This window comes from Stenotrophomonas sp. YJH_SMC_36 (genome assembly GCF_059369935.1).
Genome location: NZ_JCAFTD010000002.1, coordinates 507983 through 523531, shown reverse-complemented (window position 1 = coordinate 523531; position 15549 = coordinate 507983). Strand labels below are relative to the sequence as shown.

12 protein-coding genes are annotated in these 15549 nt (G+C 65.4%); 6 read left to right on the top strand and 6 right to left on the bottom strand.

Annotated features, from left to right (window positions below; all coding sequences use genetic code 11):
• Window positions 1–37 precede the first annotated feature (37 nt).
• On the bottom strand, window positions 38–1390 hold the full coding sequence (gene aptA / locus AC5P76_RS05665; RefSeq protein WP_065181210.1) for an omega-aminotransferase AptA: 1353 nt from the start codon (window positions 1388–1390) through the stop codon (window positions 38–40).
• A 147-nt stretch (window positions 1391–1537) separates the two neighbouring features.
• Between aptA and AC5P76_RS05660 the strand changes: the two genes are divergently transcribed.
• Both AC5P76_RS05660 and AC5P76_RS05655 read left to right on the top strand, forming a co-directional pair.
• Window positions 1538–3034 (top strand): aldehyde dehydrogenase, encoded by a 1497-nt coding sequence (locus AC5P76_RS05660; RefSeq protein WP_495222693.1) that lies wholly within the window; start codon window positions 1538–1540, stop codon window positions 3032–3034.
• A 149-nt stretch (window positions 3035–3183) separates the two neighbouring features.
• On the top strand, window positions 3184–4464 hold the full coding sequence (locus tag AC5P76_RS05655) for an MFS transporter (RefSeq protein WP_495222692.1): 1281 nt from the start codon (window positions 3184–3186) through the stop codon (window positions 4462–4464).
• On the opposite strand, the gene AC5P76_RS05650 is transcribed toward AC5P76_RS05655, so the two are convergent.
• Window positions 4465–4926 (bottom strand): bacteriohemerythrin, encoded by a 462-nt coding sequence (locus AC5P76_RS05650; protein ID WP_053516564.1) that lies wholly within the window; start codon window positions 4924–4926, stop codon window positions 4465–4467.
• Between the two features lie 86 nt (window positions 4927–5012).
• Entirely contained in the window at window positions 5013–6356 is a 1344-nt protein-coding gene (locus AC5P76_RS05645) for a diguanylate cyclase (RefSeq protein WP_111185685.1), read from the bottom strand.
• A gap of 358 nt (window positions 6357–6714) precedes the next feature.
• Between AC5P76_RS05645 and AC5P76_RS05640 the strand changes: the two genes are divergently transcribed.
• The gene (locus AC5P76_RS05640; protein ID WP_227255205.1) at window positions 6715–7125 is read left to right on the top strand and encodes a hypothetical protein; all 411 of its coding nucleotides are present in this window, start codon (window positions 6715–6717) and stop codon (window positions 7123–7125) included.
• A 39-nt stretch (window positions 7126–7164) separates the two neighbouring features.
• On the opposite strand, the gene AC5P76_RS05635 is transcribed toward AC5P76_RS05640, so the two are convergent.
• The 3 genes from AC5P76_RS05635 to AC5P76_RS05625 all read right to left on the bottom strand — a co-directional run bounded on the left by AC5P76_RS05635 (window position 7165) and on the right by AC5P76_RS05625 (window position 11916).
• Window positions 7165–8745: an MASE1 domain-containing protein gene (locus AC5P76_RS05635; protein WP_346475786.1), complete on the bottom strand. Its 1581-nt coding sequence runs from the start codon at window positions 8743–8745 to the stop codon at window positions 7165–7167.
• Window positions 8746–8939: 194 nt separating this feature from the next.
• Window positions 8940–10541 (bottom strand): MASE1 domain-containing protein, encoded by a 1602-nt coding sequence (locus tag AC5P76_RS05630; protein WP_461290372.1) that lies wholly within the window; start codon window positions 10539–10541, stop codon window positions 8940–8942.
• Between the two features lie 97 nt (window positions 10542–10638).
• Window positions 10639–11916 carry an NAD(P)/FAD-dependent oxidoreductase gene (locus tag AC5P76_RS05625; RefSeq protein ID WP_495222691.1) on the bottom strand — a complete coding sequence of 426 codons (1278 nt, stop codon included), beginning with the start codon at window positions 11914–11916 and terminating at the stop codon, window positions 10639–10641.
• A gap of 161 nt (window positions 11917–12077) precedes the next feature.
• Here AC5P76_RS05625 and AC5P76_RS05620 point away from each other — a divergent pair, with 161 nt between their 5' ends.
• The 3 genes from AC5P76_RS05620 (at window position 12078) to AC5P76_RS05610 (ending at window position 15435) form a co-directional block, all read left to right on the top strand.
• Window positions 12078–12839 carry a gamma-glutamyl-gamma-aminobutyrate hydrolase family protein gene (locus tag AC5P76_RS05620; RefSeq protein ID WP_253119058.1) on the top strand — a complete coding sequence of 254 codons (762 nt, stop codon included), beginning with the start codon at window positions 12078–12080 and terminating at the stop codon, window positions 12837–12839.
• Complete coding sequence (locus AC5P76_RS05615; protein ID WP_065181214.1) at window positions 12836–14233, top strand: glutamine synthetase family protein; 1398 nt, start codon at window positions 12836–12838, stop codon at window positions 14231–14233. Before AC5P76_RS05620 ends, AC5P76_RS05615 begins: the two co-directional genes overlap by 4 nt.
• A gap of 92 nt (window positions 14234–14325) precedes the next feature.
• Complete coding sequence (locus AC5P76_RS05610) at window positions 14326–15435, top strand: polyamine ABC transporter substrate-binding protein (RefSeq protein WP_053516571.1); 1110 nt, start codon at window positions 14326–14328, stop codon at window positions 15433–15435.
• Window positions 15436–15549: the final 114 nt, after the last annotated feature.

Genomic DNA, 15549 nt, shown 5'->3' with positions numbered 1-15549 from the left:
CCGACCATTGTACCTGCTTGCTGTCGCCGGCCCGGGCTTACGCGGTGGCCCGGATCATCTCGCCCAGAGTGCTGGTGATCTGGTCGATCTGGGGCTTGTCCACGATCAGTGGCGGCGACAGCGCGATGATGTCGCCCGTACAGCGCACCAGCAGTCCGCCGTCGTGGAAACAGCGCCGGTAGACCTCGTGACCACGGCTGCCCGGAGCATCCTTGCGCGGGGCCAGCTCGACCGCACCGACCAGTCCGAAGTTGCGGATGTCGATCACGTTGGGGAGCCCCTGCAGGGCGTGCAGCCGCTCCTGCCAGTACTCGCCCAGTTCGATGGCGCGCTCGAACAGGCGCTCCTCTGCATAGACGTCGAGTGTGGCCAGGGCTGCCGCGCAGGCCAGCGGGTGCCCCGAATAGGTATAGCCATGGAACAGCTCGATGGCCTGTGCCGGGCCCTGCATCAGGCCGGCGTGCACCGCATCGCTGGCCAGCACGCCACCCAGCGGAACCGCGCCGTTGCTGACTCCCTTGGCAAAGGTCAGCAGGTCCGGCGTGACGCCGAAACGCTGCGCGGCGAACGGCATGCCGACCCGGCCGAAACCGGTGATGACCTCGTCGAACACCAGCAGGATGCCGTGCTGGTCGCAGATCTCCCGCAGCCGTTGCAGATAGCCGGGCGCAGGCAGGATCACTCCCGCAGAACCGGCGATGGGCTCGACGAACACGGCCGCAATGGTGGACGCGTCGTGCAGGGCGATCAGCCGCTCCAGATCGTCGGCCAGTTCCGCGCCCTGGCGCGGCAGGCCCTTGCTGAACGCGTTGCGCTGCAGATCCAGGGTGTGCCGCAGATAGTCCACGCCCGCCAGCTGCAGGCCGAACTGGCGGCGGTTGTTGGGCAGGCCGCCGAGCGCCATGCCGCCGAAGCCCACACCGTGATAAGCCTTCTCGCGGCTGATGAAACGGGTACGCTGGCCTTCGCCGCGCTGGCGGTGATAGGCCAGCACGATCTTCATTGCGGTATCCACCGCCTCGGAGCCCGAGTTGGTGAAGAACACGTGGTTGAGCCCGGCCGGAGCCAGCGCGGCCAGGCGCTGCGCCAGCGCGAATGCCGGTGGCGAACCCATCTGGAAGGCGGGTGAGTAATCCAGGGTGCGTGCCTGTTCGACAATCGCCTCGACGATGCGCGGGCGGGCGTGGCCGGCATTGCAGCACCACAGGCCGGCGGTGCCATCGAGAACCTGGCGCCCGTCCACGTCTTCGTAATGCATGCCTTCGGCCCGTACCAGCATGCGCGGCGCGCCCTTGAACTGGCGGTTGGCGGTGAAGGGCATCCAGTACGCCTCCAGGGAGTCGGGGCGCTGGATGGCCAGCTCGTGCACGTCGCTCGCGGGGTTCTTCATGCCGGTTCCGTCGGGTCCGATGCAGGGACTGTAGCGCAGCCGTCATCGCCCGGGCCATGCCCGCCGTGCACGCGGGGCATGGCCTGTCACGGCGAGGTCGCGGCGGCACCGGTATAACCGGAACGACACGCACTGCAGGATCCTGCCATGGCCGATTTCCCCGACCGCAGCCACTGGCAGGCGCTGGCCGGCCAGCTCTCCATTCCCGGCCAGGCCTTCATCGCGGGCCGCTACGTGGATGCCGCCAGCGGTGCCCGCTTCGACTGCGTCAGCCCGATCGACGGCCGCGTGCTTGGCACCGTCGCCGACTGCGACGCGCAGGACGTGGAGCGTGCCGTGCAGGTGGCACGGCGCGCCTTCGAGGCCGGCCACTGGTCGCAGGTGAGCCCTGCGCAACGCAGGCGCGTGCTGTTGGCATTGGCGGCGCTGGTGGAAGCGCATGCCGACGAACTGGCCCTGCTGGAAACGCTGGACATGGGCAAGCCGGTGCGCGATGCGCGGCGCATCGACCTGCCGGGCGTGGTGCGTTGCCTGGCCTGGACCGCAGAGGCGGTGGACAAGCTGTACGGAGAGATCGCACCGACCGGCCCCCAGGAGCTGGGCCTGGTCACGCGTGAGCCTGCGGGTGTGGTCGGCGCCATCGTGCCGTGGAACTTCCCGTTGCTGATGGCCTGCTGGAAGATCGCGCCGGCGCTGGCCATGGGCAATTCGGTGATCCTCAAGCCTTCCGAGCGCTCGCCGCTGACGGCGTTGCGGCTGGCAGCGCTGGCCAGCGAGGCCGGTCTGCCTGATGGTGTGCTCAACGTTCTGCCGGGCGATGGTGCCCGCGTGGGCGAGCCGCTGGCGCTGCACAGGGATGTCGACGTGCTGGCCTTCACCGGCTCCACCGCCACCGGCGCCAAGCTGCTCGAGCATGCCGGGCGCTCCAATCTGAAGCGGGTCTGGCTGGAGTGCGGCGGCAAGAGCCCGCATATCGTGTTTGCCGATGCGCCCGACCTGGAGCGGGCGGCCAAGGGGGTGGCGCAGGGCATCTTCTTCAACCAGGGAGAAGTCTGCACCGCCGGCTCGCGGCTGCTGGTGCAGCGTTCGATCCGCGAGGAGTTCGTGCATCGGGTGATCGCCCATGGCCAGCGCATGCAGCCGCGTCACCCGTTGGAGGCCGACGCACCGATGGGTGCCCTCGTCGATGCCGCGCATGTGGACAAGGTACTGGCGGACATCGCCATGGCCGAAGCTGACGGAGCGCGCCTGCTGCTGGGGGGACGCCGCGCCGAGGTGGAAGCAGGCGGCTGCTACGTGCAGCCGACCGTGTTCGACCAGGTCCGGCCGGAACAGGCCCTGGCGCGCGAGGAGGTGTTCGGTCCGGTGCTGGCGGTGCTGGGTTTCGACGACGAGGCCGAAGCGGTGCGCCTGGCCAATGACAGTCGCTACGGCCTGGCGGCGGGCGTGTGGACGCGGGACCTGGGCCGGGCACACCGGGTTGCGCGGCAGCTGCGCGCAGGCAGCGTCTGGGTCAACGGCTGGGACGGCGGTGACATGACCGCCCCCTTCGGGGGCTACAAGCAGTCCGGCAATGGGCGCGACAAATCACTGCATGCCTTCGACAAGTACAGCGAGATCAAGGCCACGTGGATCCAGCTGTAGCAGCGGGTCGCGCCCCGAAGGGAGCGGCGGCACCACCGCCCTGAACACATCGCATCGCGTGTGATTGCATCCGTGTCGGCTGAAACCATCGTCACGCCTGCCGGGTCATGCGTGGCAGAATCGGACGATCCGGATTGCCTGCCTTGCCGATGTCGACGATCACCGCTGCCGCGTCACCCGTGAATTCCCCTCGCCGTGTACTGCTGGCCAGCCTGATCGGCACGACCATCGAGTTCTTCGACTTCTACATCTACGCCACCGCCGCGGTGCTGGTGTTCCCGCATCTGTTCTTTCCGGAAAGCAGTGACCAGGCCGCGCTGCTGCAATCCCTGGCCACGTTCGCCGTGGCGTTCGTCGCGCGGCCGGTGGGTTCGGCGGTATTCGGCCACTTCGGCGACCGCATCGGCCGCAAGGCCACCCTGGTCGCGGCATTGCTCACCATGGGACTGTCGACTGTCGCAATCGGCCTGCTGCCGACCCATGCGCAGATCGGGCTGTGGGCTCCGGCGCTGCTGGCGCTGTGCCGGTTCGGCCAGGGGCTGGGGCTGGGCGGCGAGTGGGGCGGGGCGGTGCTGCTGGCAACCGAGAACGCACCACCGGGCAAGCGCGCGTGGTACGGCATGTTCCCGCAGCTGGGCGCGCCGCTCGGTTTCCTGCTGTCGGCAGGCATCTTCCTGGTGCTGGGCCGAAGCATGGGGCAGGACGACTTCCTGCAGTGGGGCTGGCGTATTCCGTTCGTGGCCAGCGCATTGCTGGTCGGGCTGGGCCTGTGGGTGCGCCTGAACATCCATGAGACGCCGGACTTCCAGAAGGCGCTGGAACGCAGAGCGCCGGTGCGGCTGCCGATGTGGACGGTGCTGCGCGACCATCCCGTGCCGATGCTGCTGGGTACGCTGGGTGCATTCGCCACCTTCGTGCTGTTCTATCTGATGACGGTATTCAGCCTGGGCCATGGCACGGCGGTACTCGGTTACAGCCGCGAGCAGTTCCTGCTGATGCAGATGGCCGCCATGCTGTTCTTCGCGCTGGGCATCCCGCTGTCGGCGCGCTACGGCGACCGTTGGGGCACCCGCCGGACGATGATCGTGGCCAGCCTGCTGATCCTGGGCTTCGGCCTGCTGTTTGCGCCGTTGTTCCAGCCCGGCAGCCCGTGGCTGGTGCTGGGCTTCCTGTGCCTGGGTCTGTTCCTGATGGGCCTGACCTATGGCCCCTGCGGCACATTCCTGGCCGAGATCTATCCGGTCGAAGTGCGCTATACCGGCGCATCGCTGTCGTTCAATCTGGCCGGCATTCTCGGTGCGGCGCCCGCTCCGTACCTGGCGACCTGGCTGGCCGAGCGCTTCGGCCTGGTCGCGGTCGGCTACTACCTGTGCCTGACCGCGGTTGCGACGTTGGCCGCGCTGGTGGCACTGCAGCGTCGCGTGCGCTGATCAGCCGAAGATCCGCTTGAGCGTGCGGCCCAGCCAGCCCCCGCCCTGGTGTTCACGGGTGAACTGGTTCAGATGTGACTTGACCTGTTCGGCGTAGGCCTGGTCGTCGCCGCGGATGTGGTTGAACAGCCAGCGCGAGAGCATCGTGCGCAGCTCGTCGCTGATGTCCTCGCCGGCCTGGAACCGCAGCCGGTACTCGGCCACGCGCTTGATGAAGACCTCATGCACGCGCTTGTGGGCAGCGCAGAACGGATAGCCGGCTTCCTCCATCAGCTCTTCTTCGAACGCGAAGTGCGACATGGTGTAATCAACCACCTCGTCGATCACTTCGCCGACAGCGGCACGCTGCATGCTGGCCTGGGCCACATGCAGGTGATTGAGCATCTCGATGATGCGGCGGTGTTGTTGGTCGATCACATCGATGCCGATGTTCAGATCGTCCTGCCAGACCAGTAATGCCATCCCCGGCTCCCCTTCATGCGTGATGTCGGGGCCGACTGTAGGGCTGCTGCCGGCAGGCAGCGTTGATCTGGATCAAAGCGGATCGATCAGGGCAGGGCGGGCTCGCGCGGACGCAGCGGGCTGCCCATGGTGGTGCAGCTGACCCGGTTGCGGCCACCGGCCTTGGCCAGGTACAGCTGACGGTCGGCCTCGGAAATCAGGCGATGCAGCGCATCGCGCTGCGGGCGGAGGCAGCACAGGCCGATGCTGACGGTCATGCGCAGTGTGGCGGTGCCGATATCCACTTCCAGCGCCGCGATGCGCTGGCGGAGTTCCTCGAAGTAGAGCATTGCCTCGTCCTGCTCCATGTCCGGCACCAGCAGGCAGAACTCCTCGCCGCCGAAGCGCGCGATCAAGTCCTGGCTGCGCGCATGCACGGCCACCGCCCCGGCCACGGCACGCAGGGCGTCATCGCCGGCCTCATGGCCGTGCGTATCGTTGATGTGCTTGAAGTGATCGATGTCGATCATCGCCACCGCCACGCTCTGGCCATGGGTCTGCAGCTGGGGCAGCTGGCGCTGGCTCTGTTCCAGGAAGCAGCGGCGGTTGGGCAGGCCGGTCAGGAAGTCCCGGGTGGCCAGATCCTGCAGGGTGCCGATCAGCTCCAGCTGGTCCACGTTCTGCGACACGCGGCAGAAGAATTCCTCGCGCGAGAAGGGCTTGCGCAGGAAGTCGTTGGCGCCGTTCTTCAGGAAGCGCGGAATCAGTGATGCGTCGGTATTGCCGGAAATGCCGATCACCGCCACCTTGTCGCGCGAGCGCAGGGTGCGCAGGCGGCGGGTGAATTCCACGCCCTGCATGCCGGGCATCTCCTGGTCGACCACCGCCAGCCGGATCGCAGGATGGGACTCGATCGCCGCCAGGCCTTCATTGCCATCGGCAGCCTCGTACACTTCGTGGCCGTACATGCGCAGCAGCGCGGCCGCATAGCCGCGTGCCGAGGGCGAATCGTCCACCACCAGCGCGGCGATGCGACGGTTGCGTTCCAGGCGCTGCACCAGCCACACCAGATAGTCGATGCTGCCGGGCGTGTTCTTCAGGACGTAGTCGATGATCTGCTGCTGCAGCACGCGCTTGCGCAGATCCTCGTCATACACGCCACTGACCACCACGGTGGGCAGATCGCGTTTCAGGAAGAATTCGACCACCGCGTCCCTGTCGCCATCGGCCAGAACCAGGCCGGTCAGGACCAGGAACCAGCCGCCGCTCTCATTGAGCAGGCGGTCGGCCTCGGCCAGGGTGGAAGCGACCACGACGGGCAGCTCCAGGCGCTGTTCGATCGCCTCGCGCAGCATGCCGGTGAAGGCACGGGAGTTTTCGACCAGCAGGATCCGCTGCGGAAGCGGATCGGCGAGGTCGCCATCGACGGCGGCCTGCGGCAGGACGGGCATGATGCGGAGGCTCACGTCAGGGAAGTCTTGGCACGGGTAGCGGCGGTTTCGGCCGTAACTTTAGTGGTGGTACCGCATGCGTTGTCATCGCGTGAACGCCGGCCGACACGTTCAGTGTCGGGGCCCGACGAGCGGAGTGGCGGAAGTTCTGCTCGTGGCGCTGGTGCTGGATGATGGTTATGCTGGCTGCGCCACCCTGCCGGCGGCCTGAGGTTGACTCCGCCCGGCTGAGGCAGCCCGCAAGCGAGGCCGAGAGCCCATCCAGTCATGGGGTGGCGAAGTGAGTTTGCCTGGCGTTGTCCAACCGAATACGGGGGTGAGTGTGAATTTCTCTGGTCTGCGTTTTTTGATGCCTGCAATGACTCTGTTGTCCGCACCTGCCGTCGCCGAGGCGGCATGCTGCCCGAGTGACGACAACGGAACACATATGGCTCAGGCGGGGCTTGGTGAGTCCCGTCCAGCAGCGACGAATCTGAGTGCAGATCCGAACTGGCTGGTGTATGGGTTCGAGCGTGAGGGAATCAACTATTATCAGGTGAATGACCTCTCCGGACAGGTCCTGCTGATAATCGGCAAGGTTGACACCACGTTCTGGACGCTCCCGGCCGGCAAAAGTCCGATTACCGTGTCATTGCCGTCGCAGCGGCTGGCATTGCCGGAAAAGTCCCAGCGGCATGTGGTACTCAGGCAAGCCGAGTTCTCGCTGGTCGTCTATGGTGCTGGTAGCAACGCAACGTGGGCGATCGAACTGCCGGCTACGAGTCGCTGAAGCATGATCTTTTCCTTGATCGAGGCGGATGAGTGAGAGTCAGGTGATGTCGGCGCGAGCAATCCACGCTGCATGCGTGCTGCCGTGGGTTGCACCCGTGGCCGTTTCCTGCAGTAGCACTCTTACGCGGTTTTGACGTGTCTGCACTTTACCGCCATAGGCCAGTGCACGTGAACTCAGGCGCTCGACGATCAGTTTTGCGGTTTCCAGCGACAAGTGGCGATCTCTGTCCAAAAGAGATGCACTGATCAGGATGCCCTGTTGACCATGCAGGCTGCCGCAGCGTGCTTGGATCTGGATCTGCCCCCGTTCGTGTTTGAGCAGCAGTGCGACCGTTTCGGTAAGGGTTCGATAGGCAGCAAGCTGCAGTGCAATGCTCAGCCTGCAGGGGTCGCCCGTCATGCGGGGGAGCGCAACCCTGCTGGTCCGGTCCCAGTTTTCGCTGATGCCGCTGATCTGCAGGGCAACATACAACCCGACCTGCTCGACTTCGGTTGGATACACCAGGCTTGTGAGTTCACGGAACTGGCGTGAATGTGTCGTCGAGGTGTGCAGCAGATCCATTGCAGGTGCATGGTGTCCGTGCATTTTCAGAAGATCGGCAGTCTGGTTCAGTGATTTCTCGACGCCGTCTGCGATCTTCCTGAGATCAAGCGCCCGCTGCCTCAGATCGAGTTCGCTGGCCATATGAGCAGTTCTCGAAAGTCTGGCCGTCTGACTCCCATCCAGATCATGGCGCGCATGCTGATGATAGTGCTGAGTGATGCGGGAACCGAGTAGAAGAAGCGCCGTCCCTGCAACGGCAATGAGCTGCTGCATCATGAATGTTCGCTGGTCGAACGAACCAGGCAGTCCTGATGCTGGTGTTGTCATTGCAATCACTATGTTCAACAGCGGAACACCCACAGCGGCTCCTCGCCAGCCATGGATGCAGGTCAAGGCAACAACCGGCAAAGCCATCACCAGTTGCAGGGATGTCTTGGTGGCATCTGGGAGCTCGACACCCGAGGCCATGAATGCGCCCAGTGATATCAGTAGTGTCAATGCGGCTACGGTAGGCGCGTGCTTCCAGAACTTCCACTCGTACAGTGACCGGCGCCGGATCCAGAGCAGTGCGAGTGGGGCGACAGTCAGTATTGCGATGTAATCACCGAGCACGAAGCGGACAGCTCGTGTCGCAAATGGCACGGAAGACGGGTTCTCGGAGAGCAGGTGGGCCAAGCCCAGTTTCAATGCGGTGGCGATGAGCGCGGCGGAAACCGCCATCGAGAGAAGCCAGCCCTCCGTTGTCGCGGTCATGAATCTGCGATGCGCCCGCACGACCAAGGCTACCGCTGGCATGAGGAACACGGAGCCCAGGATCACCCAAGCCAGCCCATATTTCCCGATGAGTGGATATCGCATCTGGGCAAAGTAAGCGTATTCGCCAAGCAGCAGATAGGGCCAAAGGCGCGGAGGGCAGAGCAGCAGCGCAGCGACCCGTATGCCTGCCGGCAGGTAAAACTGGTCGAGCGAGACCTGACGAGCGGCCCAGCACGTGACGGCGTACATCCCAGCGATGAAAAGTCCGATGGGGCGTATCCGGAAGCTCAGCTCGACATCGTTCTTCCACCAGTTCAATCCCAAGCCTCCCTTGCTCGTACCATGGTGGCGTTCCATCCACTCTGGACGTCTACACCTCTGGCGACAGTATCGGCAGATTCCCGCCTACGCAATCGGATCTCTTCTTCGTTACCTGGCTCTTTGCCGCCGACACCAGTTCAGCACTGCTGCGAATTAGTGACATCCATCGCGCTTTGACTGGCAATTCTGTGTCAGGTTGCAGATTGCCGACCTTGGTCGAACGGCCACGGCGCATCTGGACGGTGTGCTGCCAGAGGGGCCTGCGGATAGGTGGCCAGCCCATCCAGCAAGGCGATCCGGATCCTGTTTTTCTGAACATCGACGACCCCGGAATAGGCGACGATCCGGCCCAATAGCTGTGAACGGACCAGTTCCTGAGTCTGTTGCGAAAGCGCATGGTGAGGATCGACAAGAGCGGCGGAAATCAGTACTCCGTGCATCTGTCTGAAGACGCCGCACCTGATGCGCACGGAGATCTGACCGGGCTCATACCTGAGCAGCAACGATACGGCCTCAACCACGGTCCGGTATGCGGCCAGCTGCAGATCCACTCCCAACTGACATGGGTCGCCCGTCAGCCGGGGCTGCGTAACCCGGTGCGTATTGTCCCATGCCTCCCGCACGCCACCTGCACGAAGAGCGACGTAAAGCCCGAGACGCTCCAGGGCGGATGGGTAGATCATGCTCGCCTGCGCGCGGAATTGGCGCGAATGGACTTCTGATGTGTGTTTCAGGCTGTTGGCGACAGCGTGGTGCCCTTGCGCGTGCAGCCAGTTCACCATCTCGTTGAGCGACAGGTCCATCCCCTCGCCCAGCCTGCGCAGGTGCGCCGCTCGCTCTCGCAGATCCATTTCGCTGGCCATGTGCGTACTGCGGGCCAGTTTCATCGAGTTTCTGCCGTCTTCCTCACGCAGCCGATGCTGGCTCTGGAAATGCGTGATGCGCGCACCCAGCAGCAACAGGGCGACGCTGGCGATGGCCATGGCCTGCTGGGTGGCAAAGGTCGCCTGATCGAATGATGCGGGATGGTCAGAAGGGGTGCTCAGACCAAGAATCATGTTCACTGCGGCGACACCGACGGCCGCCCCGCGCCATCCCAGCAGGCAGGTCAGGGCGATTGCGGGAATAGGCAGGATCAACAACAACTGCAGCGAGCCAGGGGCCGTGATCGAGGCGGGTACCGGCGTCGCCTGCAGGCCAATGACCAGCATGGCTACTAGTGCTCCGACTGTGGCCGCAACGGACCGGGGTGTCCATTGTTCCTCGGCGCGACGGATCCAGAGCAGCGCGAGTGGCGCCAGGATGAGGATCCCAGTGAAGTCGCCCAGCGCATAGCGCATTACGTTGGTGATAAACGACGCGTTATGCAGCGGCTCCCAGAGCAGGTACGAGATTCCGAGGTTGAGCAGGCTGATGATCGTCGCGGCACAGACCGCGATCGAGATCACGCCGAGGACCGTGGTGCGCGCAAGCAACTTCCGGTGCATGCGTACGATCAGCATCACTGCCGGCATGAGAAATGCCGAGGCCAGAAGCACCCATGCCAACCCGTATTTTTCGAGCAGCGGAATCCGCAGATGGGCGAAGTAGGCGTACTCGCCCAGCAACAGGTAAGGCCACAGGCGCGGTGGACAGAGCAGCAAGGCGGCCACACGCACACCTGCCGGCAGGTAGAACTGGTCTACCGAAAGTTTGCGCGTGGCCACGCAGGCGACGGCATAGATGAGCATCAGCACCAGTCCCTGGGGACTGATCCGGATGTTCACCGGTAGACCTTCCTTCCACCACTGCATCCACGTGCTCCCCTGCTCCTGTGCAGATTATGCAAACAATCGGTGTGAAGGGATCAAGTCGCGCTGCCGTGGAGTCCCGTCAAGGGCGCTGATATCGTCACCACAACGCATCCCGCAGCCTGTACCACGACATCGCAGCCACCAGCAGCGGCATGCGCAGCAGGCGCCCGCCCGGGAACGGCGCGTGCTTCAGGCGCTGGAACACGTCGAGGCGCTCGCTCTGGCCGGCGATTGCCGCGGCGATCACGTCACCCGCAAGGCCGGCTGCCGCCACGCCGTGGCCGGAGAATCCCTGCGCGAAGTACAGATTGCCGTCCAGCCGTCCCCAATGCGGGGCGCGGTTGCGGGTGATGTCGACATAGCCGCCCCAGACCTGATCGAGAGCGACGTCGGCCAGCTGCGGAAAAACCGCGTGCATGCGTCGCTGCATCACCCCGCGCAGCCCGGGCGGCGGTAGCGCCGAGTAGCTGGCGCTGCCCCCGAACAGCAGACGATGGTCGTGGCTCAGGCGGAAATAGTCCAGCGCCCAGGCAGTGTCTGCTACTGCCATGTCATTACGGATCAGGGCGCGGGCCCGTTCGGGGCCGAGGCACGCACTGGCACCGATATAGGTGCCTACCGGCATGATGCGGTGCTCCAGCACTGGCAGCAGGCCCTGCAGCCAGGCATTGCCGGCGATCACCAGATGCGCGGCGCTGACGCTGCCGTGCGCGGTGTGCAGGGCCGGACGAGGCCCGCGCTGCACGCGGGTGACCGCAGAGTTCTCGTGGATGACCACCCCGGCCGCGCGCGCTGCGTCGGCCAGGCCGCGCGCATACGCCAGGGGGTGCAGGTGCGCGCTGAGTGGATCGAACATGGCCGCGCGATAGCGCGGGCTGTCCAGCTGCCCACGCAGTGTCTGCCGATCCCACCACTGCATCGGGTAATCGTAATGCTGTTGCAGGTGCTCGCAGTGGGCACGCAGCTCGCGCTCGTGGCGGGCACGGATGGCGACGCTGGCGTGGCCCTCACGCCAATGGCAGTCGATGCCGTAGCGGTCAATGCGGGTGCGCATGGCCTGCACGGCGTCACGTGACCAGTCGAACAGATGGCGGGCATCGTCCCGGCCCAGCTGCCGTTCCAGTTCGTCCACCTCGCAGCCATAGCCCACCAGCGCTTGGCCACCGTTGCGACCGGACGCGCCCCAGCCGATCCGCTGGGCGTCCAGCAGGACCACGTGCTGGCCGCGTGAGGCCAGTTCCAGCGCCGCCGTCAGGCCCGTGTAGCCTGCACCGAGCACTGCGACATCGGCCTGCACGTCGCCCTGCAACGGAGGCAGGGCGGCCGGCTCCGGCAGGCTGGCGGCATACCAGCTGGCTGGAAAGGCGGACGTCACTGCGGGCCTCGCGGGCGCAGGGTGGGAAGACGGGGCGGAGGAGGTTGATCGGCGTTCACGCCCCCAGTTTCGCCGATACTTGGCACCTCGCGCGTGATGGCGACGACTTGCCGCACTCGCGCACCTGCGGGTAACGTGTCTGCACGCCAAGGAGTTTCCCCATGCGTCGCCTGCCCTGGGTGGGCCTGCCCACCGACAGTACGGTGCTTGGCCATCATCGCTTTGCGGTGGCCGGCGAGAAGTATGTCCGCGCCCTGGCCGAGGCGGCGGAGGTCACGCCGCTGGTGCTGCCCAGCCTGCAGCCGCCGCTGCCGGCGCGCGATTGGCTGCAGGGCCTCGACGGTCTGCTGTTGACCGGTGCGGTCAGCAACATCGAGCCGCAGCATTACGACGGTGGCCGCAGCTGGCCCGGCAATGCGCATGATCCTGCGCGCGATGCCAATGCCTTCGCACTGCTGGACGAGGCGCTGGCGATGGACCTGCCGGTGCTGGCGATCTGCCGTGGCTTCCAGGAATTGAACGTCGCCCTGGGAGGCAGCCTGCATCCACAGGTCCATCGGGTACCCGGGCTGGCCGATCATCGCGAAGATCCGCAGGCGCCCGTGGACGTGCAGTACGGGCCGTCCCACGCGGTCACACTGGTGGCGGATGGGTGGCTGGCGGGCTGGCACGGCGAGGGGAGGGTGCAGGTCAATTCGGTGCACGGCCAGGGCATTGCCCGCCTGGCCAGCGGCCTGCAGGTCGAGGCCCGCGCCGATGACGGGCTGGTCGAGGCGGCACGCAGCCCGCGCCACCGCTTCGTGCTCGGCGTACAGTGGCACCCGGAGTGGCGCGTCATGCAGGCGCCGTTCTATCACGCTATTTTCCGTGCGTTCGGCCAAGCTTGCCGGCAGCATCAACAGAACCAACTGGATTCCCGATGAGTTCCCGAACGCGCCCGCGCAAGACGGCAACGCCCCCCGCACCGCAGGAGAGCAGCCTGCTGCGCTGGCTGAAGGAGCGGCGTATCACCGAAGTCGAATGCCTGGTGCCCGACATCACCGGCAACGCGCGCGGCAAGATCATTCCCGCCGATAAGTTCTCGCACGACTACGGTACCCGCCTGCCCGAGGGCATCTTCGCCACGACTGTCACCGGCGAGTTTCCGGATGACTACTACGAACTGACCTCGCCGTCGGACTCGGACATGATGCTGCGCCCGGATCCGGATACCGTGCGCATGGTGCCGTGGGCCGCCGATGCCACCGCGCAGATCATCCATGACTGCTACACCAAGAATGGCGAGCCGCATGAGCTGGCGCCGCGCAATGTGCTGCGTCGCGTGCTGGCGGCCTACGCCGAGCTGGGCCTGCGCCCGGTGGTGGCGCCGGAACTGGAGTTCTTCCTGGTGCAGAAGAACACCGACCCGGATTTCCCGCTGCTGCCACCTGCCGGCCGCTCCGGTCGCCCGGAAACAGCGCGGCAGTCGTATTCGATCGATGCGGTCAACGAGTTCGACCCCATCCTCGACCTGATGTACGACTACGCCGATGCCATGAAGCTGGACGTGGACACGCTGATCCACGAATCCGGCGCGGCACAGCTGGAAGTCAACTTCACCCACGCCGATGCGATGGATCTGGCCGACCAGGTTTTCCTGTTCAAGCGCACCATGCGCGAGGCGGCGATGCGCCACGGCGTGTACGCCACTTTCCTGGCCAAGCCGATGGAGAACGAGCCGGGCAGCGCCATGCACATCCACCAGAGCCTGGTGCGGGTGAGCGATGGCAGCAACGTGTTCGCCGGTGAGACCGATGCCGAAGGCGAGTTCAGCCCGGTGTTCGGCCACTATCTTGGGGGGCTGCAGAAGTATGCGCCGCAGGCGATGGCGTTCTTCGCGCCGAACGTCAATTCCTATCGCCGGCTGGTGTTCGGCGAGGTGTCCCCGAGCAACGTGCACTGGGGCTTCGACAACCGCACCTGCGGCCTGCGCGTGCCGCTGGATACACCGGAGAACATGCGGGTGGAGAGCCGATTCGCGGGCTCCGACGCCAATCCCTACCTGGCGATGGCCGCCACCCTGGCCTGTGGCCTGCTCGGCATCCGCGAGCGGCTGGCGCCGGATGCGCCGGTCACCGGCAGCGCCAAGGAGCTGGGCTACAACCTGCCGCGCTCGCTGGGCGAAGCGCTGGACGGGCTTGAGCGCTGCGGCGAACTGCAGGCGCTGCTGGGCGAGCGCTTCTGCCGGGCCTACATCTCGGTCAAGCGCAAGGAGTACGAGACCTTCTTCCGTGTCATCAGCTCGTGGGAGCGCGAGTTCCTGCTGCTGAACGTGTGAAAGCGTGGAATAGAAAAATCCGCCGCCGGGGGGTAGGCTGGCATCCGTCGCCGGCCCGAGCCGGCCCCCCTCCCCGCATTCTGGAGCACCCGATGAAGCTGCGTATCCTCACGCTCGGCCTGGCCTCCGCCATGCTCGCCGCCTGTGGCGGTGGCAACGGTGGCAGTCAGGACAGCCAGGTCCTGAACGTCTACAACTACAGCGATTACATTGCCGAGGACACCATCCCGACCTTCGAGAAGGAAACCGGGATCAAGGTGACCTACGACGTGTTCGACAGCGATGAGATGGTCGAGACCAAGCTGCTGGCCGGCAACAGCGGCTACGACGTGGTGGTGCCGACGCTGAACTTCTTCGGCCGGCAGATCCAGGCGGGCGTGTTCCTGCCGCTGGACAAGAGCAAGATCCCGAACCTGGCCAATCTGGACCCGGCGGTGATGAAGCGCATCGCCACCCAGGATCCGGACAACCGCTACGGCGTGCCGTACATGATCGGCACCACCGGCATCGGCTACAACGTGGACATGCTGAAGGAGCGTTTCGGCGGCAGCGCCGACATCGCCAACAGCTGGGACCTGGTGTTCAAGCCGGAGAACATCAGCAAGATGAAGGACTGCGGCGTGACCATCCTGGACACGCCGGCCGACATGATCCCGATCGCACTGCACTATCTGGGCCTGGACCCGCACAGCGGCGATCCGGCCGAGCTGCAGAAGGCGGCCGACCTGTTGAAGTCGATCCGCCCGTACGTGCAGAACTTCCACTCCTCGCAGTACGTCGGTTCGCTGGCCAACGGCGGCACCTGCCTGGTGGTCGGCTGGTCGGGTGACATCATCCAGGCCCGCGACCGCGCCGAGGAGGCCAGCAACGGCGTGCATGTCGCCTATTCGATTCCGAAGGAAGGCGCACCGCAGTGGTTCGACATGTTGGCGATCCCGAAGGACGCCAAGCATCCGGAAGCCGCTTACAAGTTCATCAATTACCTGCTGGAGCCGAAGGTCGCTGCGGCCAATACCAACTTCATCCACTACGCCAACCCGGTGCCGACCGCGACCCCGCTGGTGGACGAGGCGATCCGTACCGACCCGACCATCTACCCGCCGGCCGATGTGGCCGCGAAGATGTTCACCTATTCGATCAACACCCCGGAGACGGACAAGCTGTACACCCGTCTGTGGACCGAGGTGAAGACCGGCAGGTGAGATGACGGTGGCGCCGGGCCATGCCCGGCGGGTGCGGGCAGACGTCAGCGCACAGGAAACGGAGGCCAATGGCCTCCGTTTTTTTTTCACCTTGCCTCCGCATCGCTTCCCCTA